This window comes from Pseudomonas sp. UBT (assembly GCF_050915955.1).
GTDB lineage: Bacteria > Pseudomonadota > Gammaproteobacteria > Pseudomonadales > Pseudomonadaceae > Aquipseudomonas > Aquipseudomonas antarctica_A.
Window position 1 is genome coordinate 2082798 of record NZ_CP168079.1, and the last position, 14487, is coordinate 2097284.

A 14487-nucleotide genomic window follows, 5' to 3' on the forward strand; every position below is an offset into this window, starting at 1 on the left:
ATTTTAGCGCTTTAACATCGCGCGTATATCCGCCAAGGCGGTGTTGCCGCGAACGGCCTTCACCTCGGTCGGGGTGTCGTCATTGCCTTCCCAGGCCAGGTCATCCGGCGGTAGCTCGTCAAGGAACCGGCTGGGGGCACAATCGATGATTTCGCCGTACTGCTTGCGCTTGGCGGCAAACGTGAAGGCCAGGGTCTGACGCGCGCGGGTAATGCCCACGTAGGCCAGGCGCCGTTCTTCTTCGATAGTGTCGGCTTCGATACTGGAGCGGTGCGGGAGGATTTCCTCTTCCATGCCCATGATGAACACGTAGGGGAATTCCAGGCCCTTGGACGCATGCAAGGTCATCATCTGCACGCCTTCGGCACCGTCTTCCTCTTCTTGCTGGCGTTCGAGCATGTCGCGCAACACCAGTTTGCCGATGGCGTCTTCGACGGTCATCTCGCCGTCTTCGTCTTTTTCCAGGGTGTTCTTCAGCGCTTCGATCAGGAACCAGACGTTGCCCATGCGGTAATCCGCAGCCTTGTCGCTGGAACTGTTGGTGCGCAGCCAGTTTTCATAGTCGATGTCCATGACCATGCTGCGCAAGGCACTGATCGGGTCTTCGCCGGCGCACTGTTCGCGCACCTTGTCCATGAAGCGCTTGAAGCGTGACAGGCGATCGGTGAAGCGCGTATCCAGGTGCTCGCCCAGGCCGATTTCGTCGGTAGCGGCGTACATCGAGATCTTGCGTTCGGTGGCGTAGTTGCCGAGCTTTTCCAGGGTGGTGGAGCCGATTTCACGGCGCGGCACGTTGATCACCCGCAGGAAGGCGTTGTCGTCATCCGGGTTCACGATCAAGCGGAAGTAGGCCATCAGGTCTTTTACTTCCTGGCGTCCGAAAAAGCTGTTGCCACCAGAAAGCCGATAGGGAATCTGGTGATGCTGCAGCTTCAGCTCGATCAGCTTGGCCTGGTAGTTGCCGCGATACAGGATCGCAAAGTCGCTGTAGGGCCGATCGGTACGCAGGTGCAGTGTCAGCAATTCGACCGCTACGCGCTCGGCTTCGGCGTCTTCGTTGCGGCAACGGATCACGCGAATCTCGTCGCCATGGCCCATCTCGCTCCACAGTTGCTTTTCAAACTCGTGGGGGTTGTTGGAGATGAGTACGTTGGCGCAACGCAGGATGCGGCTGGTGGAGCGATAGTTCTGCTCCAGCATCACCACTTTCAGGGACGGGTAGTCGTCCTTGAGCAACATCAGGTTTTCCGGCCGCGCGCCGCGCCAGGCGTAGATCGACTGGTCATCGTCGCCTACCACGGTGAATTGGTTGCGCTTGCCGATCAGCATTTTCACCAGCAGGTACTGGCTGGCGTTGGTGTCCTGGTATTCGTCCACCAGCAGGTAGCGAACTTTGTTCTGCCATTTTTCGAGGATGTCGGCGTGTTCCTCGAACAGCTTTACCGGCAGCAGGATCAGGTCGTCAAAGTCCACCGCGTTGAACGCCTTGAGCGTGCGCTGGTAGTGGGTGTAGACGATGGCGGCGGTCTGTTCCTTGGGGTTGCGCGCGTTTTCCAGGGCCTGGGGCGGCAGGATCAGGTCGTTTTTCCAGGCGCCGATCATGTTCTTGATCTCATCCACGCCGTCGTCGCCTGCATATTCCTTTTGCATGATATCGGTCATCAGCGACTTCACATCGGTTTCGTCGAAGATCGAGAAACCTGGCTTGTAGCCCAGCCGCGCATGCTCCTTGCGGATGATGTTCAGCCCCAGGTTGTGGAAGGTACACACCGTGAGGCCGCGGCCTTCGCCGCCCTTGAGCAGCGTGCCGACACGCTCCTTCATTTCGCGCGCCGCCTTGTTGGTAAAGGTCATGGCGACGATGTACTGGGCACGGATGCCGCAGTTCTGGATCAGGTGCGCGATCTTGCGGGTGATCACGCTGGTCTTGCCGGAACCGGCACCGGCGAGCACCAATAGAGGGCCGCCGACGTAGTTCACGGCTTCTTGCTGCCGGGGATTGAGTCGGGACATACAGAATTCAGGGAGTCGTTGTTCAAAAGGGCGGGCATTTTAACAGGCTCGCAGGATTCTGCTCTGACAGAACGACAGTGTGACGTACCACTCGATCTAAATTTGCCGGTTTTGATACTTTGCCGCAGGATGTGGAGGCTTTTACGGCTAAGGTTGCGGCTTAACCTTACAGCCAGCGCATTTGATAACCCTTATCATTGGTGATTATCAGGCAGCGCGTCATAATGCCCGCCGCCAACACACTTTTGCAGAGTCTAGGGAGCTAGCTTGTCTACGCCTGTCGAACCCTTGCGTTTGCTGCTACTGGCCGATGAGCCAGCGTGGGCAGCGTTGTTGCGCGAGTGCCTGGTGCCGATGGGCGATGGGGCTGTGCTGATCAGTGCGCCCAACTGGGACTCGGTGAGCCGTCTATTCGATGACGACCACACCGCCGTGCTGTTGACCACGCCCCACTTGCAACCCGGTGCCGGGCGCTGCAACTTGCCGTGCGTGTTGTTGTTGGAGCAGGAGCCGCTGGTTGCGCCGCTGGGTGTCAGCGATTGGCTGATCCGTAGTGTCCTGGATTCCGATACATTGCGCCGGTGCTTGCGCCACGTGCGTGAGCGGGGCGTGCTGGAAAACACCTTGCAGCGCCTAGCCGAGCAGGACCCGCTCACCGGCATCGCCAATCGACAGGGTTTCCAGACCTTGCTGGCGGCGCGATTGGTTGAGAACGAAGGCCGCGGTTTGGCCCTTGGCCACCTCGACCTCGACAACTTCCGTCACGCCAACGACGCCTTGGGCCATCAGGCGGGCGATCGGTTGATCCTGCAGGTGGTCTCGCGGCTCAAGAGCCAACTCGAAGCCGGTGACCAACTGGCGCGGCTGGGCAGCGACGAATTTGCCCTGCTGATTGATACTCGCCGCGCGCCTCAGCGCGCCGAATGGATGGCCGAACGTATTACCGAAGCCATGGCCGAGCCCTACTGGGTAGACGGCGAAAGCCTGTTGATCGGTTGCAGCCTGGGTGTGGCACATGCCCGCGCGCGCGCCGGTGCCGACCCGTTGATGTGGCACGCGCACATCGCCATGCAGCAAGCCAAAAGCACTCAAGGCTGCACCTTTCATATCTTCAACGAACGCATCAACCGCAATGCACGCAGCCTGGCTGACCTGGAAAGTGAACTGCGCCGCGCGCTGCGCCGTGACGAACTGGAACTGCACTACCAGCCGCGCCTGGACCTGGACGACGGGCACATCGTCGGCCTTGAAGCGCTGGTGCGCTGGCGCCACGGCGAACGAGGCCTGTTGCCGCCCAGCGAATTTGTCCCCTTGGCTGAACAGAGCGGTCTGATCGTACCGCTGGGTTACTGGGTCATCTCCCGAGCCTTGCGCGACATGCAAGACCTGCGCGAGCGCGGCCTGCCGCCGCTGCACATGGCGGTCAACCTGTCGTTTCGTCAATTCCAGGACAGCCAATTGCTCTCGACCCTTAGCCGGCTCATTGCCGAGCGTGGTGTGGAAGCGCAGTGGCTGGAGTTTGAGCTCACCGAAACCGCCGTGATGCGCCGCAGTGATCTGGTCAAGCAGACCATGGATGCCCTCGGCCGCCTTGGCGTGAGGTTTTCCCTGGATGACTTCGGCACCGGTTTTTCGTCGTTCGTGCACCTCAACAGCCTGCCGATTGCCTTGTTGAAGATCGACAAGAGCTTTGTCGGCGGTATGGAAGAGCGTGAAGAAAACCGCAAGCTGGTGCACGCCATGATTAACCTGGCCCACAACCTCAACCTGGAAGTGGTGGCCGAAGGCGTGGAAACGCCCGAGCAGCTTGCGCTGTTGAGGTTGTTCGGCTGCGACCAGGCCCAGGGTTACCTGATCAGCAAGCCGTTACCGTTGCCGAAGTTGGTGGAATACCTGACGTTCGGCAAGGGTGAGCAGGCGCTTTTGGGCTGAGTATTCGAGTGTTGTAAACCCAATCAAATGTGGGAGCTGGCTTGCCTGCGGTGGCATCATCTGGTTATGCCTGACACACCGAGGTGCCTGTATCGCAGGCAAGCCTGCTCCCACATTGACCGAGCACATCCTCTAGTCGGGTTGCATAGCCTGGAATTGCGTATCTATTTGCGGCTCCCGACGAATCATCCTCTCCATCTTCGCTTCAAACGCCCAAGTCAGGCTGATGGCCGCGCAGGCAAGGCCCAGTGCCAGGCCCCACCACACGCCAGTCGGCCCCCAGCCCAGGGTGAACGCCATCAGCCATGCCGATGGAGCGCCGATCAGCCAATAGCAGCCCAAGCCCACCAGGAAGGTGGTCTTGGCGTCTTTCAGCCCACGGATGCAGCCCATGGCGATGGTCTGCACGCCGTCGAACAATTCGAACCAGGCCGCTACGGCCAGCAGGCTGACAGCGAGGACGATCACGTCGTGGAAGGCCGGGTCGTTATGGTCGAGGAATAGCCCGATAAGCGGATCGGAAAACAGCCACAGTACCGCCGCAAATCCCAACATCACCGCCGCGCCAAATCCGATGCCGACCCTCCCGGCCATGCGCGCATTCAGCAACTGCCCGGCGCCGTAATGCTGGCCGATACGCATGGTGATCGCGTACGACATGCCCGCCGGCACCATGAACGCTACCGAGACAATTTGGAGGGCAATCTGATGCGCCGCCAATTGCGTACTGCCCATGGTGCCCATGCACAGTGCCGCGAACGCAAACAGCCCGACTTCCACCGCATAGGTGCCGCCAATCGGCAATCCCAGGCGCCACAGCTCGCGCAAATACTGGGTGTTGAGGCGCAGCAGGCCGGTGCCGAGCGGGTAGGCCGCGTACGTCCGATTGCTGCGGATGTACCACATCAGCGCCAGGGCCATGCTGTTGGCAACGATGGCCGTGACCAAGCCGATGCCCATCAAGCCCAATTTTGGCAGGCCGAACATGCCTTCTATCAGCGCGTGGTTGAGGAAGTAGTTAAGCACCGTGCCGCACAGGCTGATCACCATCACCGGGGTGGCCTTGCCGATGGCGCTGGTGAAACCACGCAAGGCCATGAAGCTCAGGTAGCCGGGCAGGGCGAACGGCAGGATGGTCAGGAATTGCCCCGCCGCGTGCACGTTGGTTTCGGTCTGGCCAAACATCAACAATACGGGCTTGAGGTTCCACAGGAGTAAGCCAGCTACCAAGGCCATCAGCCAGGCCAGCCATAGCCCGGCCTGGGTCAGGCGAGTAGCGCCTTCGATGTCGCCCGCACCATGACGAATAGCGACAAGGGTGCCCACGGCGGCGATAACGCCGATGCAAAAAATCGCCACGAACGAATAGCTCGCGGCGCCGAGGCCACCACCGGCCAAGGCTTCGGGGCTAAGGCGGGCCATCATCAGGGTGTCGGTCAGCACCATCAGCATGTGTGCCAACTGTGAGGCAATCAACGGCCCCGACAGCCGCAGAATGGCCCAGAGTTCGGTACGTACCGGATGCTGCATGATCATCACGCTCAAAAAGTCGGAGGGTTGAGGAAGGGTTGATTCTCGGCGCTTTGAGCGCATTGCACAAAACGATAAATGCGATCGTTTGCATGATTAAAACTCATGCTTGAGTGATTCTGGTAGGGTTTCGATATTGCGCTGTCGGAGCTTTCCCAATGTCTCGTCGCCTTCCTCCGCTTTATGCCCTGCGGGCCTTTGAAGCCGCGTCCCGGCATAACTCGTTCACCCGTGCGGCGCAGGAGCTGTCGATCACGCAAAGTGCCGTCAGCCGACATATCCGCACGCTCGAAGAGCATTTCGCCTGCCGCCTGTTCCAGCGCAGCGGCCGAAACCTGCAACTCACCGAAGCGGCGCGCCTGCTGCTGCCCGGAGTACGTGAGGGCTTCGCTGCGCTGGAGCGGGCTTGCCATACCCTGAATGCCGAAGACGACATCCTGCGCATGAAAGCGCCGTCCACCTTGACCATGCGCTGGCTGCTGGCGCGGCTCAGCCGCTTTCGTGCGTTGCAGCCCGGCAACGAAGTGCAGCTCACGAGTGCGTGGATGAGCGTGGATGAAGTGGACTTCAACCAAGAGCCTTTCGATTGCGCGGTCCTGTTGAGCTACGGGCATTTCCCGGCAGACTGGGATGCCTGTTACCTGTTCCCTGAACTGCTGATCCCGGTGGGCGCACCCAACCTGCTGGCCGATGGGCCTTGGGATGTTAATCGCTTGGCGTCCGCTGAGCTGCTGCACCCTACGCCCGACCGCCGCGACTGGCGCAACTGGCTGGAGCGCATGGGGCTGTCGTCGCAGGTGTCGCTCAAGGGTGGGCAAGTGTTCGACACCCTCGAACTGGGCATGATTGCAGCGGCGCGAGGGTACGGGGTGTCGATGGGCGATCTGCTGATGGTGGCTGAAGACGTCGCCCAAGGGCGATTGAGCCTGCCGTGGCCGACCGCCGTGGCCAGTGGGGAAAATTACTACCTGGTGTGGCCGAAAACCCGTCCCGGTGGTGAGCGCTTGCGCCGTTTGGCGGAGTTTCTACAAGGGGAAGTCAACGCCATGGAGTTGCCCCGGGTTGAACGTCTGGATTGACGCGCTATCGAGCGTCCGTGCAATCGTTTGCGCGTTACCCCGGTGAATCGCTCAAGTATTACCCGCGCCCGCCGAAGTAGGGGTGTTGGAACCTTCGTGCACCAACGTTTCCCACCAGATAATTTGCCGAGCAGCGCTATGAGATCAGGATGATCCTGGCCTCGGCCAGGAGCTGTCATGTCTCAACCTCGCGCTCGGATCGCCTCTCAGTTAGGCCTCGCCTTGGCCGTAATTTTGGCTGTCGTTATTAGCGGCAGTACTGTTTTCGCCTTGCGTTCCCTCGACTCCGCCAACCTTGACACGCGCGAGGAACACCTGGCCAGCGAGGCGCGCCTGCTCGCTGACCAACTCAACACCTTCCACAGCACCTTGCGCGAGAGTACCCAGCGTTTGAGCGGGCTGTTTGAAAAGCGCTTTGGCGCGGGGTTGAGTGTGCGTGGCGAACAGCCGGTAGCAGTGGCCGGTGTGCAGACCCCGAGCCTGTTCCTGGGCAGCGACCTGTTGAACAACGATTTCGATGAGGTCGATGAGTTCAAGGACACTTCCGGCGGCGTGGCCACGGTGTTTGTGCGCAGCGGCGAAGACTTTATCCGCGTCAGCACCTCCCTGACCAAACAGGATGGCAGCCGCGCCATCGGTACGGCCCTTGACCACCAGCATCCGGCCTATCAACGCCTGCTGGCCGGGCAGAGTTATGTCGGCCGGGCTGTGTTGTTCGACCGCTCCTACATGACCCAGTACACGCCGGTGCGGGATGCGGCTGGCAAGGTGATCGCCGTGCTGTTTGTCGGCTTCGACTACACCGACGCCCAGAACGCCCAGTTCGACAACCTCAAGCGCTTCCGTATCGGCCAGACGGGTTCCCTGGCCTTATTGGACGAACAGAAACACTGGCTGGTGCCGCCGGCAGGTGTGCAGGCGCTGGACCAGGCGATCCCGGTGATGCTCGACCTGGCCAAAAAGCCAGGCAAAGGCCTCTTCTGGAGTGACAAAAACGAAGACTTCTACAGCGTCTCGGTGCCGTTTGAAGGCGGCCCGTGGGCGGTGGTGGCGAGCATGCCGAAGTCCGAAATCCGCGCGGTGACCTGGGCGGTGGGCATTCGGCTAGTGATTGGCAGTGTGCTGGCAATGTTGTTTGCAGTGGGCGCTGCGGTCTGGCTGCTGCGCAGTAAATTGCAGCCCCTGAGCGACCTGGTGCGCCAAGCCGAAGCCCTCGGTGCGGGTGATTTGAGCGCGCGCCTCAATGTGTCCAGCCATGACGAAATCGGCCAACTGGCCCGCAGCTTCAACCAGATGGGCGAAGCGCTGTCGACCATGGTTTCGCATATTCGCAAGGCGGCCGAGGAGGTCAACAGCCGAGCCCAGGCGTTGTCTGGCCTGTCTGGCGGTGCCTATGAAGGCATGGAGCAGCAGTCTGGCGAGATCACCAGTATGGCCGGCGCAGTGGAGGAGTTCAGCGCGACCTCGCTGAACATCGCAGACAACATGGGCAACACCGAGCGACTGGCCCAGGAAAACGCCCAACAGACGCGTATCGGCCGCACCTCGATGCAAGAGGCGTCGTCGTCCCTGGAGCATATCGCTGCGGCGCTGAACAGCACGGCCACCGTAATCAATACCCTTGGCCAGCGCTCCCAGGAAATTGGCGGGATCGTCGGCGTCATCACCTCGATCGCCGAGCAAACCAACCTGCTGGCGCTCAACGCCGCCATCGAAGCCGCGCGTGCCGGTGAGCAAGGCCGAGGTTTTGCCGTGGTTGCCGACGAAGTGCGCAACCTGGCTTCGCGCACCCGTCAGGCCACCGACGAAATTTCCGGCATGATCCAAAGCATCCAGCAGGAAACCGGTAACGCCATCAGTACCATGGAGCACGGCAACGTGTTGATGCAGGAAGGCCTGTCGCGCAATGCTGACGTGGCGTCGGCCCTGGCGCGGATCGACGAGCAAAGCCGCTCGGCGGGCCAGCAGTTTGCCGCGATCACCACCGCGACCCAGGAGCAGAGCAGCACGGCAAACGTGCTCAGCAGCAACCTGCAAAGCATTGCGCTGGCCAACAGCGAGCAGCGTGAAGTGGTGTCGAACCTGGCCATTACCGCCAGGGAACTGGAAACCCTGGCGGCTGGCTTGCGGCATGAGGTGGATCGGTTTCGTTGAGGCCTAGCGGTCGCCGAGGCCCGGGTCCACACGCTTGCCGATATCCTTGAGGCGCGCGAGCTGATCGACCATCCCCGGCGCCTCGTCCAGGCTGCTGACGAAGGTCCACAGGTAAGTCATGACCGCGTACACGTGGCCGGCCTTGACCGCAGGCGACAGGGCCAGCTGGCTGATCGCGACGACAAATAGCAGGGCGGCCAGCGTACCGATAAACAGGAACGCGGCCGCCTCGCGGTCTGACAGCCAGATCCGCAGGCGCGACAGCACGTGATAGTGGCGCTGCAAGGTTTGCACGCCGACCTTTTCCACCAAACCGATTTCCTTCTCCAGGCGGTCATTCAAGCGCTCATGCAGCTGCTGATTGCGCCGGGCGAAGCGTGGCAGCAAGGTGGTGCACAACAGCAGTGCGCCCAGACACGCCAGGCCGATCCACGGTTCGATCACCAGCAACATCACTGCCGCACCGACGATGGACACCAGCGCCGTCGCGATGATCGGCACGTGTTTTTCGAAGAAGTCGACAAAGTCCCGTGCCAACACCACCCGCGCCGCTGCCCTTGAAGTGCTGTGGTTTTGCAGGCGCTGGTTGAGAATGACCGGCACCGCGAGGTCAGCGTAGATCCGCGTGAAGGTGCGGGTGTCCAACGCGCGCCGCGCCGCCCCGACCACCCAAAACATCAAGACCACGGCGGCGTAAAACAACGCACTGCCGGCATCGCCGCGGATGATCGAGTCCACTGCAAACCCGGCAAACAGCGGGTAGGCCAGCAGTAGCGCGTTCTCAAGTGCAACCAGCGATAGCGTGCAAAACAACTTGCCAGGGTAGGCCCGGGCAATAGCTTTGAGGGTCTGGCTGGCGGACTGTTGGCCAATTTTCTTGCTTTCTTCGATCAGAATTTGCGGAGTGACGGATGACATAGGTGCACCAATGGGGTGATAGACGCTATTATTGAGCGACTGCTCAAGTATCCTTGAGCGATCGCTCAAAAAGCAAGCGCCACTCATCTACCGGCGCCCGAAGGAATTGCCCATGTCGCGTATCGACCGTAAAGACCAGATCATCGCCGCCGCCCTGGAGCTGTTTCGCAGCAAGGGGTTTGCCGATGTGTCCACCCGCGACCTGGCCGAGCATGCCGGCCTGTCCCGCAGCCACGTCTACCACTACTTCAGCGACTGGAATGAGCTGCGCCGCGAAGCCTTTGTGCGTTTTGCCAATGAACAATTGGATGAGGTCCGCGCCCCGCTGGCGGGCGTGCCGCCGCTTGAGGCGCTGGTCGGGTTCTTGCGCGATTGCCTGCCGTGCACCGCCGACGCTGGCTGGGCGCTGTGGCTGGATGCGTGGGACGAGGCGATGCATGACCCGCAGATGGCTCAGGCCTATCTGGTGATCAATGCTCAATGGCAAGGCATGCTTGCCGAAGTGATCGAGCAAGGTGTCGCTGAAGGCGTTTTTCGCTGTGATTCGCCCCAACGCGCTGCCCGGCAGATCTTTGCCTTGGCGATGGGCTATGCCGATGACCTGATGCTTAAGCCGTCTACCGAGTCGGCCGAAGCGGTGCTGGATGAGGTGATGGAAGTGGCGAGGCTGCTATTGGATTTCCCCAAGGCGCATTAGCCAACTGCCGCAGGGCGGTACTGCAGCGCCTCCGCCAAATGATGGCGGGCGATGTGCTCTACCTGTTCAAGGTCGGCCAGGGTCCGCGCCACCTTAAGCAACCGATGAGCTGCGCGCAGGGACAATGTCAGCCGTTCGCAGGCGCTTTCCAGCCAGCTCTCATCGGCTTTCGCCAGTCGACAGTGCTTGCGTAACCCTGGCAGGTCCAGAAAAGCATTGGCGCAGCCTTGACGTCGTTGCTGGCGCTCGCGGGCCTCGGCAACCTCTGCTGACGCCTTCGCCGTGTTATCGCCGTCCTGTTGGGTGGGGTTCAGCGCGGTCGTTTCCCGGGCGACGGTTACGTGCAAGTCGATGCGGTCCAGCAATGGCCCGGAGAGTTTGTTGCGATAGCGCTGGATCTGCTCCGGCGTACAGCGGCAACGCCCGCTGGGGTCGCCCAGATAGCCGCAAGGGCAGGGGTTCATGGCGGCCACCAATTGAAAACGCGCGGGGAAACTCACCCGGTCACGGGCGCGGGAAATCACAATATGCCCCGACTCCAGTGGCTCGCGCAGCACCTCCAGCACTTTGCGATCAAACTCCGGCAACTCATCCAGAAACAGCACGCCATGGTGGGCGAGGGTGATTTCCCCGGGTTGTGGTTTTGAACCCCCGCCGACCAGCGCCGGCCCGGAAGCGGAGTGGTGCGGCTGGCGAAACGGGCGGTGCGGCCAATGGCTCAGCGGCGCCGGGCTGACCACTGACTGAATTGCGGCGACTTCCAGGGCTTCCTGCTCACTCAGTGGCGGCAGCAGCCCAGGCAGCCGACTGGCGAGCAATGTCTTGCCGGTGCCGGGTGGCCCGCTGAATAGCAGGTTATGCGCGCCCGCCGCCGCGATCAGCAAAGCGCGCTTGGCTGCCAGTTGCCCCTGCACTTCGCTCAGGTCCGGATAGGGTTTGTTCAGGTACAGCAGCCCGTCGGACTTATAGGGCTCAATCGGCACATGCCCGTTCAGGTGCGCCACCACCTGCAGCAGGTGGTCTACCGCAATCACCTTCAACCCCGACGCCAGGCACGCTTCCTCGGCATTGGCCCGAGGCACTATCACGGTGCGCCCGGCCTTGCGCGCCGCCAGCGCGGCGGGCAGCACGCCTTTGACCGCGCGCACCTCACCGGACAGCGCCAACTCACCCAGGCACTCCACGTCGTCCAGCATCAACGCCGGCACTTGCATGCTGGCCGCCAGAATCCCCAGGGCAATCGCCAAATCAAAACGCCCGCCGTCCTTGGGCAGGTCGGCAGGCGCGAGGTTGAGGGTGATGCGGCGGGCCGGGTATTGCAGCGCTGAGTTAAGGATGGCGCTGCGCACGCGGTCCTTGCTTTCCTTGACGGCAGTTTCCGGCAGGCCTACCAGCGTCAGGGAGGGCAGGCCGTTGGCCATATGCACTTCAACGCTGACGGCAGGGGCTTCGACGCCAATCTGGGCGCGGCTGTGGACGATGGCGAGGGACATGCTCGTTCCTTGAAGAGAGGGCCGCTTCCTGCGGTTTTTCAAGGGTAGACGAGGGGGTGGAGAGCGAGGCGGGAGAGGTTTTACAGAACGTATCCAGCGTCGGTCGCAGCGCTTTATGTGGGAGCTGGCTTGCCTGCGATAGCATCACCTCAGTGCAACTGATACACCGAGGCGCCTGCATCGCAGGCAAGCCAGCTCCCACACTGACCGCGTTTACTCAGTGGGCGGCGTCAACCTGGCTTCCAACTCCGCCACCTTCGCCTCCAGGCTCTCCAACCGCGCACGTGTGCGGGCCAGTACGACCATCTGGCTGTCAAACTCTTCCCGGCTCACCAGGTCGAGCTTGCTGAAGCCGCTTTGCAGCAACGCTTTGAACTGGCTTTCGATTTCGTTGCGGGGCAGCGGGGTGTCGCCGCTGAACAGGCGAGAGGCGTGGCCGCTCAGGGCGTCGAGGAGGTCTTTGGGCGCGAGCATGGGAAATATTCCGGAAAACTGTTGGCGGGCAGTGTATCACGCAGCGTCTATAGTCCTTTCACGGCCACAGACGCACGCTTTTCGCGCAGGGGGCCGGGCGGCTACGCACTGTTTTTGTGCGCATTGGCGTCGCCATACAGCCCCGCAGGTGGGCATAAGTGGGCAACGGACTGATTTCAGTGGTTTTTACGGAGCTGGCAAGCTTTCTGCTTAGACGATCATGACCCATGCACTGATGCAGTCGCTGTGACGAATGCAGTGCGCCGACGGATCAGGGGTACAGGTTTCGTCACCAGTGGTTCGCTGGCGTCGCAACGGCAAATGCCGAGGCGACGACGCGTTACAAAGCCAGGCACTGCGCTTAGACTTGAGACGGGTTTGTTTTCCTGGGGCAAGTCCACCAATTCGGGAGAGAGTTTTCATGAAGCTAGTCACTGCCATCATCAAGCCGTTCAAGTTGGACGATGTACGCGAGTCGTTGTCCGAGATCGGCGTGCAGGGCATTACCGTTACTGAGGTCAAGGGCTTCGGTCGGCAGAAGGGTCATACCGAGCTGTATCGTGGCGCGGAATACGTGGTCGATTTTCTGCCGAAGGTGAAGATTGATGTCGCCATTGACGACAAGGATCTTGACCGTGTTATCGAGGCGATAACCAAGGCGGCCAACACCGGCAAGATCGGTGACGGCAAGATCTTCGTGGTCAATCTGGAACAGGCTATTCGCATCCGTACCGGCGAAACCGATACCGACGCAATCTAAGCCGCCAAACCCCCAACGCCCCAGGAGAAAACAATATGACTCTGCGTAAATTCGCAGGGCTAGGAGCCCTGTTGTCCCTCGTAATGCCGGCCTTGGCATTGGCGGCGGACCCAGTCCCTGCTCCAGTCCTCAATTCCGGCGACACGGCGTGGATGCTTACGTCCACCGCGCTGGTGCTGTTCATGACCATTCCAGGCCTGGCGCTGTTCTACGGCGGCATGGTTCGCTCCAAAAACATTCTTTCCGTGATGATGCAGTGCTTCGCCATCACCGGTTTGATCACTATCTTGTGGTTCGTTTACGGCTACAGCATGGCGTTCGACACCACCGGTATGGAAGCAGGCGTCGTCAACCTCAACTCGTTCGTGGGCGGCCTGTCCAAACTGTTCCTGTCGGGTGTGACTCCGGCGAGCATTACCGGCCCTGCGGCGCTGTTCCCTGAGGCGGTGTTCGTCACCTTCCAGATGACGTTCGCCATCATTACGCCTGCGCTGATCGTCGGTGCTTTCGCTGAGCGTATGAAGTTCTCCGCGATGCTGATTTTCATGGGTGTCTGGTTCACCCTGGTCTACGCACCGATCGCCCACATGGTGTGGGGCGGTCCGGGTTCGTTGCTGGGCGACTGGGGCGTGCTGGACTTCGCGGGCGGCACCGTGGTGCACATCAACGCCGGTGTGGCTGGCTTGGTGGCGTGCCTGGTACTCGGCAAGCGTAAAGGCTTCCCGACCACGCCAATGGCACCTCACAACCTCGGTTACACCCTGGTCGGTGCAGCCATGTTGTGGGTTGGCTGGTTCGGCTTCAACGCAGGTTCTGCCGCTGCGGCCAACGGCACTGCCGGTATGGCGATGCTGGTCACCCAGATTGCTACCGCGGCTGCGGCGCTGGGCTGGATGTTCGCCGAGTGGGTCACCCACGGTAAGCCAAGTGCACTGGGCATCGCCTCGGGTGTAGTGGCCGGCCTGGTTGCAATCACCCCGGCTGCCGGCACCGTGGGCCCGATGGGCGCCCTGGTCATCGGCCTGGCGGCAGGCGTGGTGTGCTTCTTCTGCGCCACTACCCTGAAACGCAAACTGGGCTACGACGACTCCCTGGACGCCTTCGGCGTGCACGGTATCGGCGGTATCCTCGGCGCGATCCTGACCGGCGTATTCGCTGCCCCTTCGCTGGGCGGCTTCAACGCGGCGACCACTGACATCGCGGCGCAAGTCTGGATCCAGTGCAAAGGCGTCGGCTTCACCGTGATCTACACGGCCATCGTGACCTTCATTATCCTCAAGGTACTGGATGCGGTCATGGGCCTGCGGGTCACCGACGAAGAAGAGGCTGTCGGCCTCGATCTGGCGCAACACAACGAACGCGGTTACAACTTGTAAGTACGCGAAAAAAAGATGCCCGGCTTGCCGGGCATTTTTTTGCCTGGGGTTTGTCAGTGAT

The 14487-nt window shown here is 61.2% G+C and carries 11 protein-coding genes; 6 read left to right on the plus strand and 5 right to left on the minus strand.

Going from position 1 to position 14487, the window contains the following annotated elements; all coding sequences use genetic code 11:
- Positions 1–3 precede the first annotated feature (3 nt).
- A complete protein-coding gene (gene rep / locus ACDZ94_RS09470; RefSeq protein ID WP_017737724.1) occupies positions 4–2013 on the minus strand; it encodes a DNA helicase Rep in 2010 nt (669 codons plus the stop codon).
- 267 nt (positions 2014–2280) lie between these two features.
- Here rep and ACDZ94_RS09475 point away from each other — a divergent pair, with 267 nt between their 5' ends.
- A complete protein-coding gene (locus ACDZ94_RS09475; RefSeq protein ID WP_432751377.1) occupies positions 2281–3945 on the plus strand; it encodes a putative bifunctional diguanylate cyclase/phosphodiesterase in 1665 nt (554 codons plus the stop codon).
- A gap of 132 nt (positions 3946–4077) precedes the next feature.
- Here ACDZ94_RS09475 and ACDZ94_RS09480 read toward each other — a convergent pair whose 3' ends face one another.
- A complete protein-coding gene (locus ACDZ94_RS09480; RefSeq protein ID WP_432751378.1) occupies positions 4078–5481 on the minus strand; it encodes a NorM family multidrug efflux MATE transporter in 1404 nt (467 codons plus the stop codon).
- Positions 5482–5633: 152 nt separating this feature from the next.
- Between ACDZ94_RS09480 and ACDZ94_RS09485 the strand changes: the two genes are divergently transcribed.
- Together ACDZ94_RS09485 and ACDZ94_RS09490 are read left to right on the plus strand one after the other, a co-directional pair.
- The gene (locus ACDZ94_RS09485) at positions 5634–6554 is read left to right on the plus strand and encodes a LysR substrate-binding domain-containing protein (protein WP_432751379.1); all 921 of its coding nucleotides are present in this window, start codon (positions 5634–5636) and stop codon (positions 6552–6554) included.
- A 177-nt stretch (positions 6555–6731) separates the two neighbouring features.
- The gene (locus ACDZ94_RS09490) at positions 6732–8708 is read left to right on the plus strand and encodes a methyl-accepting chemotaxis protein (protein WP_064454702.1); all 1977 of its coding nucleotides are present in this window, start codon (positions 6732–6734) and stop codon (positions 8706–8708) included.
- 3 nt (positions 8709–8711) lie between these two features.
- On the opposite strand, the gene ACDZ94_RS09495 is transcribed toward ACDZ94_RS09490, so the two are convergent.
- Entirely contained in the window at positions 8712–9626 is a 915-nt protein-coding gene (locus ACDZ94_RS09495; protein WP_432751380.1) for an ABC transporter six-transmembrane domain-containing protein, read from the minus strand.
- Positions 9627–9738: 112 nt separating this feature from the next.
- On the opposite strand from ACDZ94_RS09495, the gene ACDZ94_RS09500 reads away from it, so the two are divergent.
- Entirely contained in the window at positions 9739–10323 is a 585-nt protein-coding gene (locus ACDZ94_RS09500) for a TetR/AcrR family transcriptional regulator (protein ID WP_432751381.1), read from the plus strand.
- Here the strand turns inward: ACDZ94_RS09500 and ACDZ94_RS09505 are convergent.
- Together ACDZ94_RS09505 and ACDZ94_RS09510 are read right to left on the minus strand one after the other, a co-directional pair.
- Positions 10320–11816 (minus strand): YifB family Mg chelatase-like AAA ATPase, encoded by a 1497-nt coding sequence (locus ACDZ94_RS09505; protein ID WP_432751382.1) that lies wholly within the window; start codon positions 11814–11816, stop codon positions 10320–10322. The genes ACDZ94_RS09500 and ACDZ94_RS09505 overlap by 4 nt on opposite strands.
- A gap of 213 nt (positions 11817–12029) precedes the next feature.
- Positions 12030–12290, minus strand: coding sequence for an accessory factor UbiK family protein (locus ACDZ94_RS09510; protein ID WP_025856328.1), 261 nt, complete (start codon positions 12288–12290; stop codon positions 12030–12032).
- 421 nt (positions 12291–12711) lie between these two features.
- Between ACDZ94_RS09510 and glnK the strand changes: the two genes are divergently transcribed.
- Both glnK and ACDZ94_RS09520 read left to right on the plus strand, forming a co-directional pair.
- Positions 12712–13050 carry a P-II family nitrogen regulator gene (gene glnK, locus ACDZ94_RS09515; RefSeq protein ID WP_002555808.1) on the plus strand — a complete coding sequence of 113 codons (339 nt, stop codon included), beginning with the start codon at positions 12712–12714 and terminating at the stop codon, positions 13048–13050.
- 35 nt (positions 13051–13085) lie between these two features.
- Positions 13086–14426 carry an ammonium transporter gene (locus ACDZ94_RS09520; protein ID WP_064454698.1) on the plus strand — a complete coding sequence of 447 codons (1341 nt, stop codon included), beginning with the start codon at positions 13086–13088 and terminating at the stop codon, positions 14424–14426.
- Positions 14427–14487: the final 61 nt, after the last annotated feature.

Coding starts and splice junctions, on each gene's coding strand:
- rep (WP_017737724.1), bottom strand. CDS start 2,013: ATGTCCCGACTCAATCCCCGGCAGCAAGAAGCCGTGAACTACGTCGGC.
- ACDZ94_RS09480 (WP_432751378.1), bottom strand. CDS start 5,481: ATGATCATGCAGCATCCGGTACGTACCGAACTCTGGGCCATTCTGCGG.
- ACDZ94_RS09485 (WP_432751379.1), top strand. CDS start 5,634: ATGTCTCGTCGCCTTCCTCCGCTTTATGCCCTGCGGGCCTTTGAAGCC.
- ACDZ94_RS09490 (WP_064454702.1), top strand. CDS start 6,732: ATGTCTCAACCTCGCGCTCGGATCGCCTCTCAGTTAGGCCTCGCCTTG.
- ACDZ94_RS09495 (WP_432751380.1), bottom strand. CDS start 9,626: ATGTCATCCGTCACTCCGCAAATTCTGATCGAAGAAAGCAAGAAAATT.
- ACDZ94_RS09500 (WP_432751381.1), top strand. CDS start 9,739: ATGTCGCGTATCGACCGTAAAGACCAGATCATCGCCGCCGCCCTGGAG.
- ACDZ94_RS09505 (WP_432751382.1), bottom strand. CDS start 11,816: ATGTCCCTCGCCATCGTCCACAGCCGCGCCCAGATTGGCGTCGAAGCC.
- ACDZ94_RS09510 (WP_025856328.1), bottom strand. CDS start 12,290: ATGCTCGCGCCCAAAGACCTCCTCGACGCCCTGAGCGGCCACGCCTCT.
- glnK (WP_002555808.1), top strand. CDS start 12,712: ATGAAGCTAGTCACTGCCATCATCAAGCCGTTCAAGTTGGACGATGTA.
- ACDZ94_RS09520 (WP_064454698.1), top strand. CDS start 13,086: ATGACTCTGCGTAAATTCGCAGGGCTAGGAGCCCTGTTGTCCCTCGTA.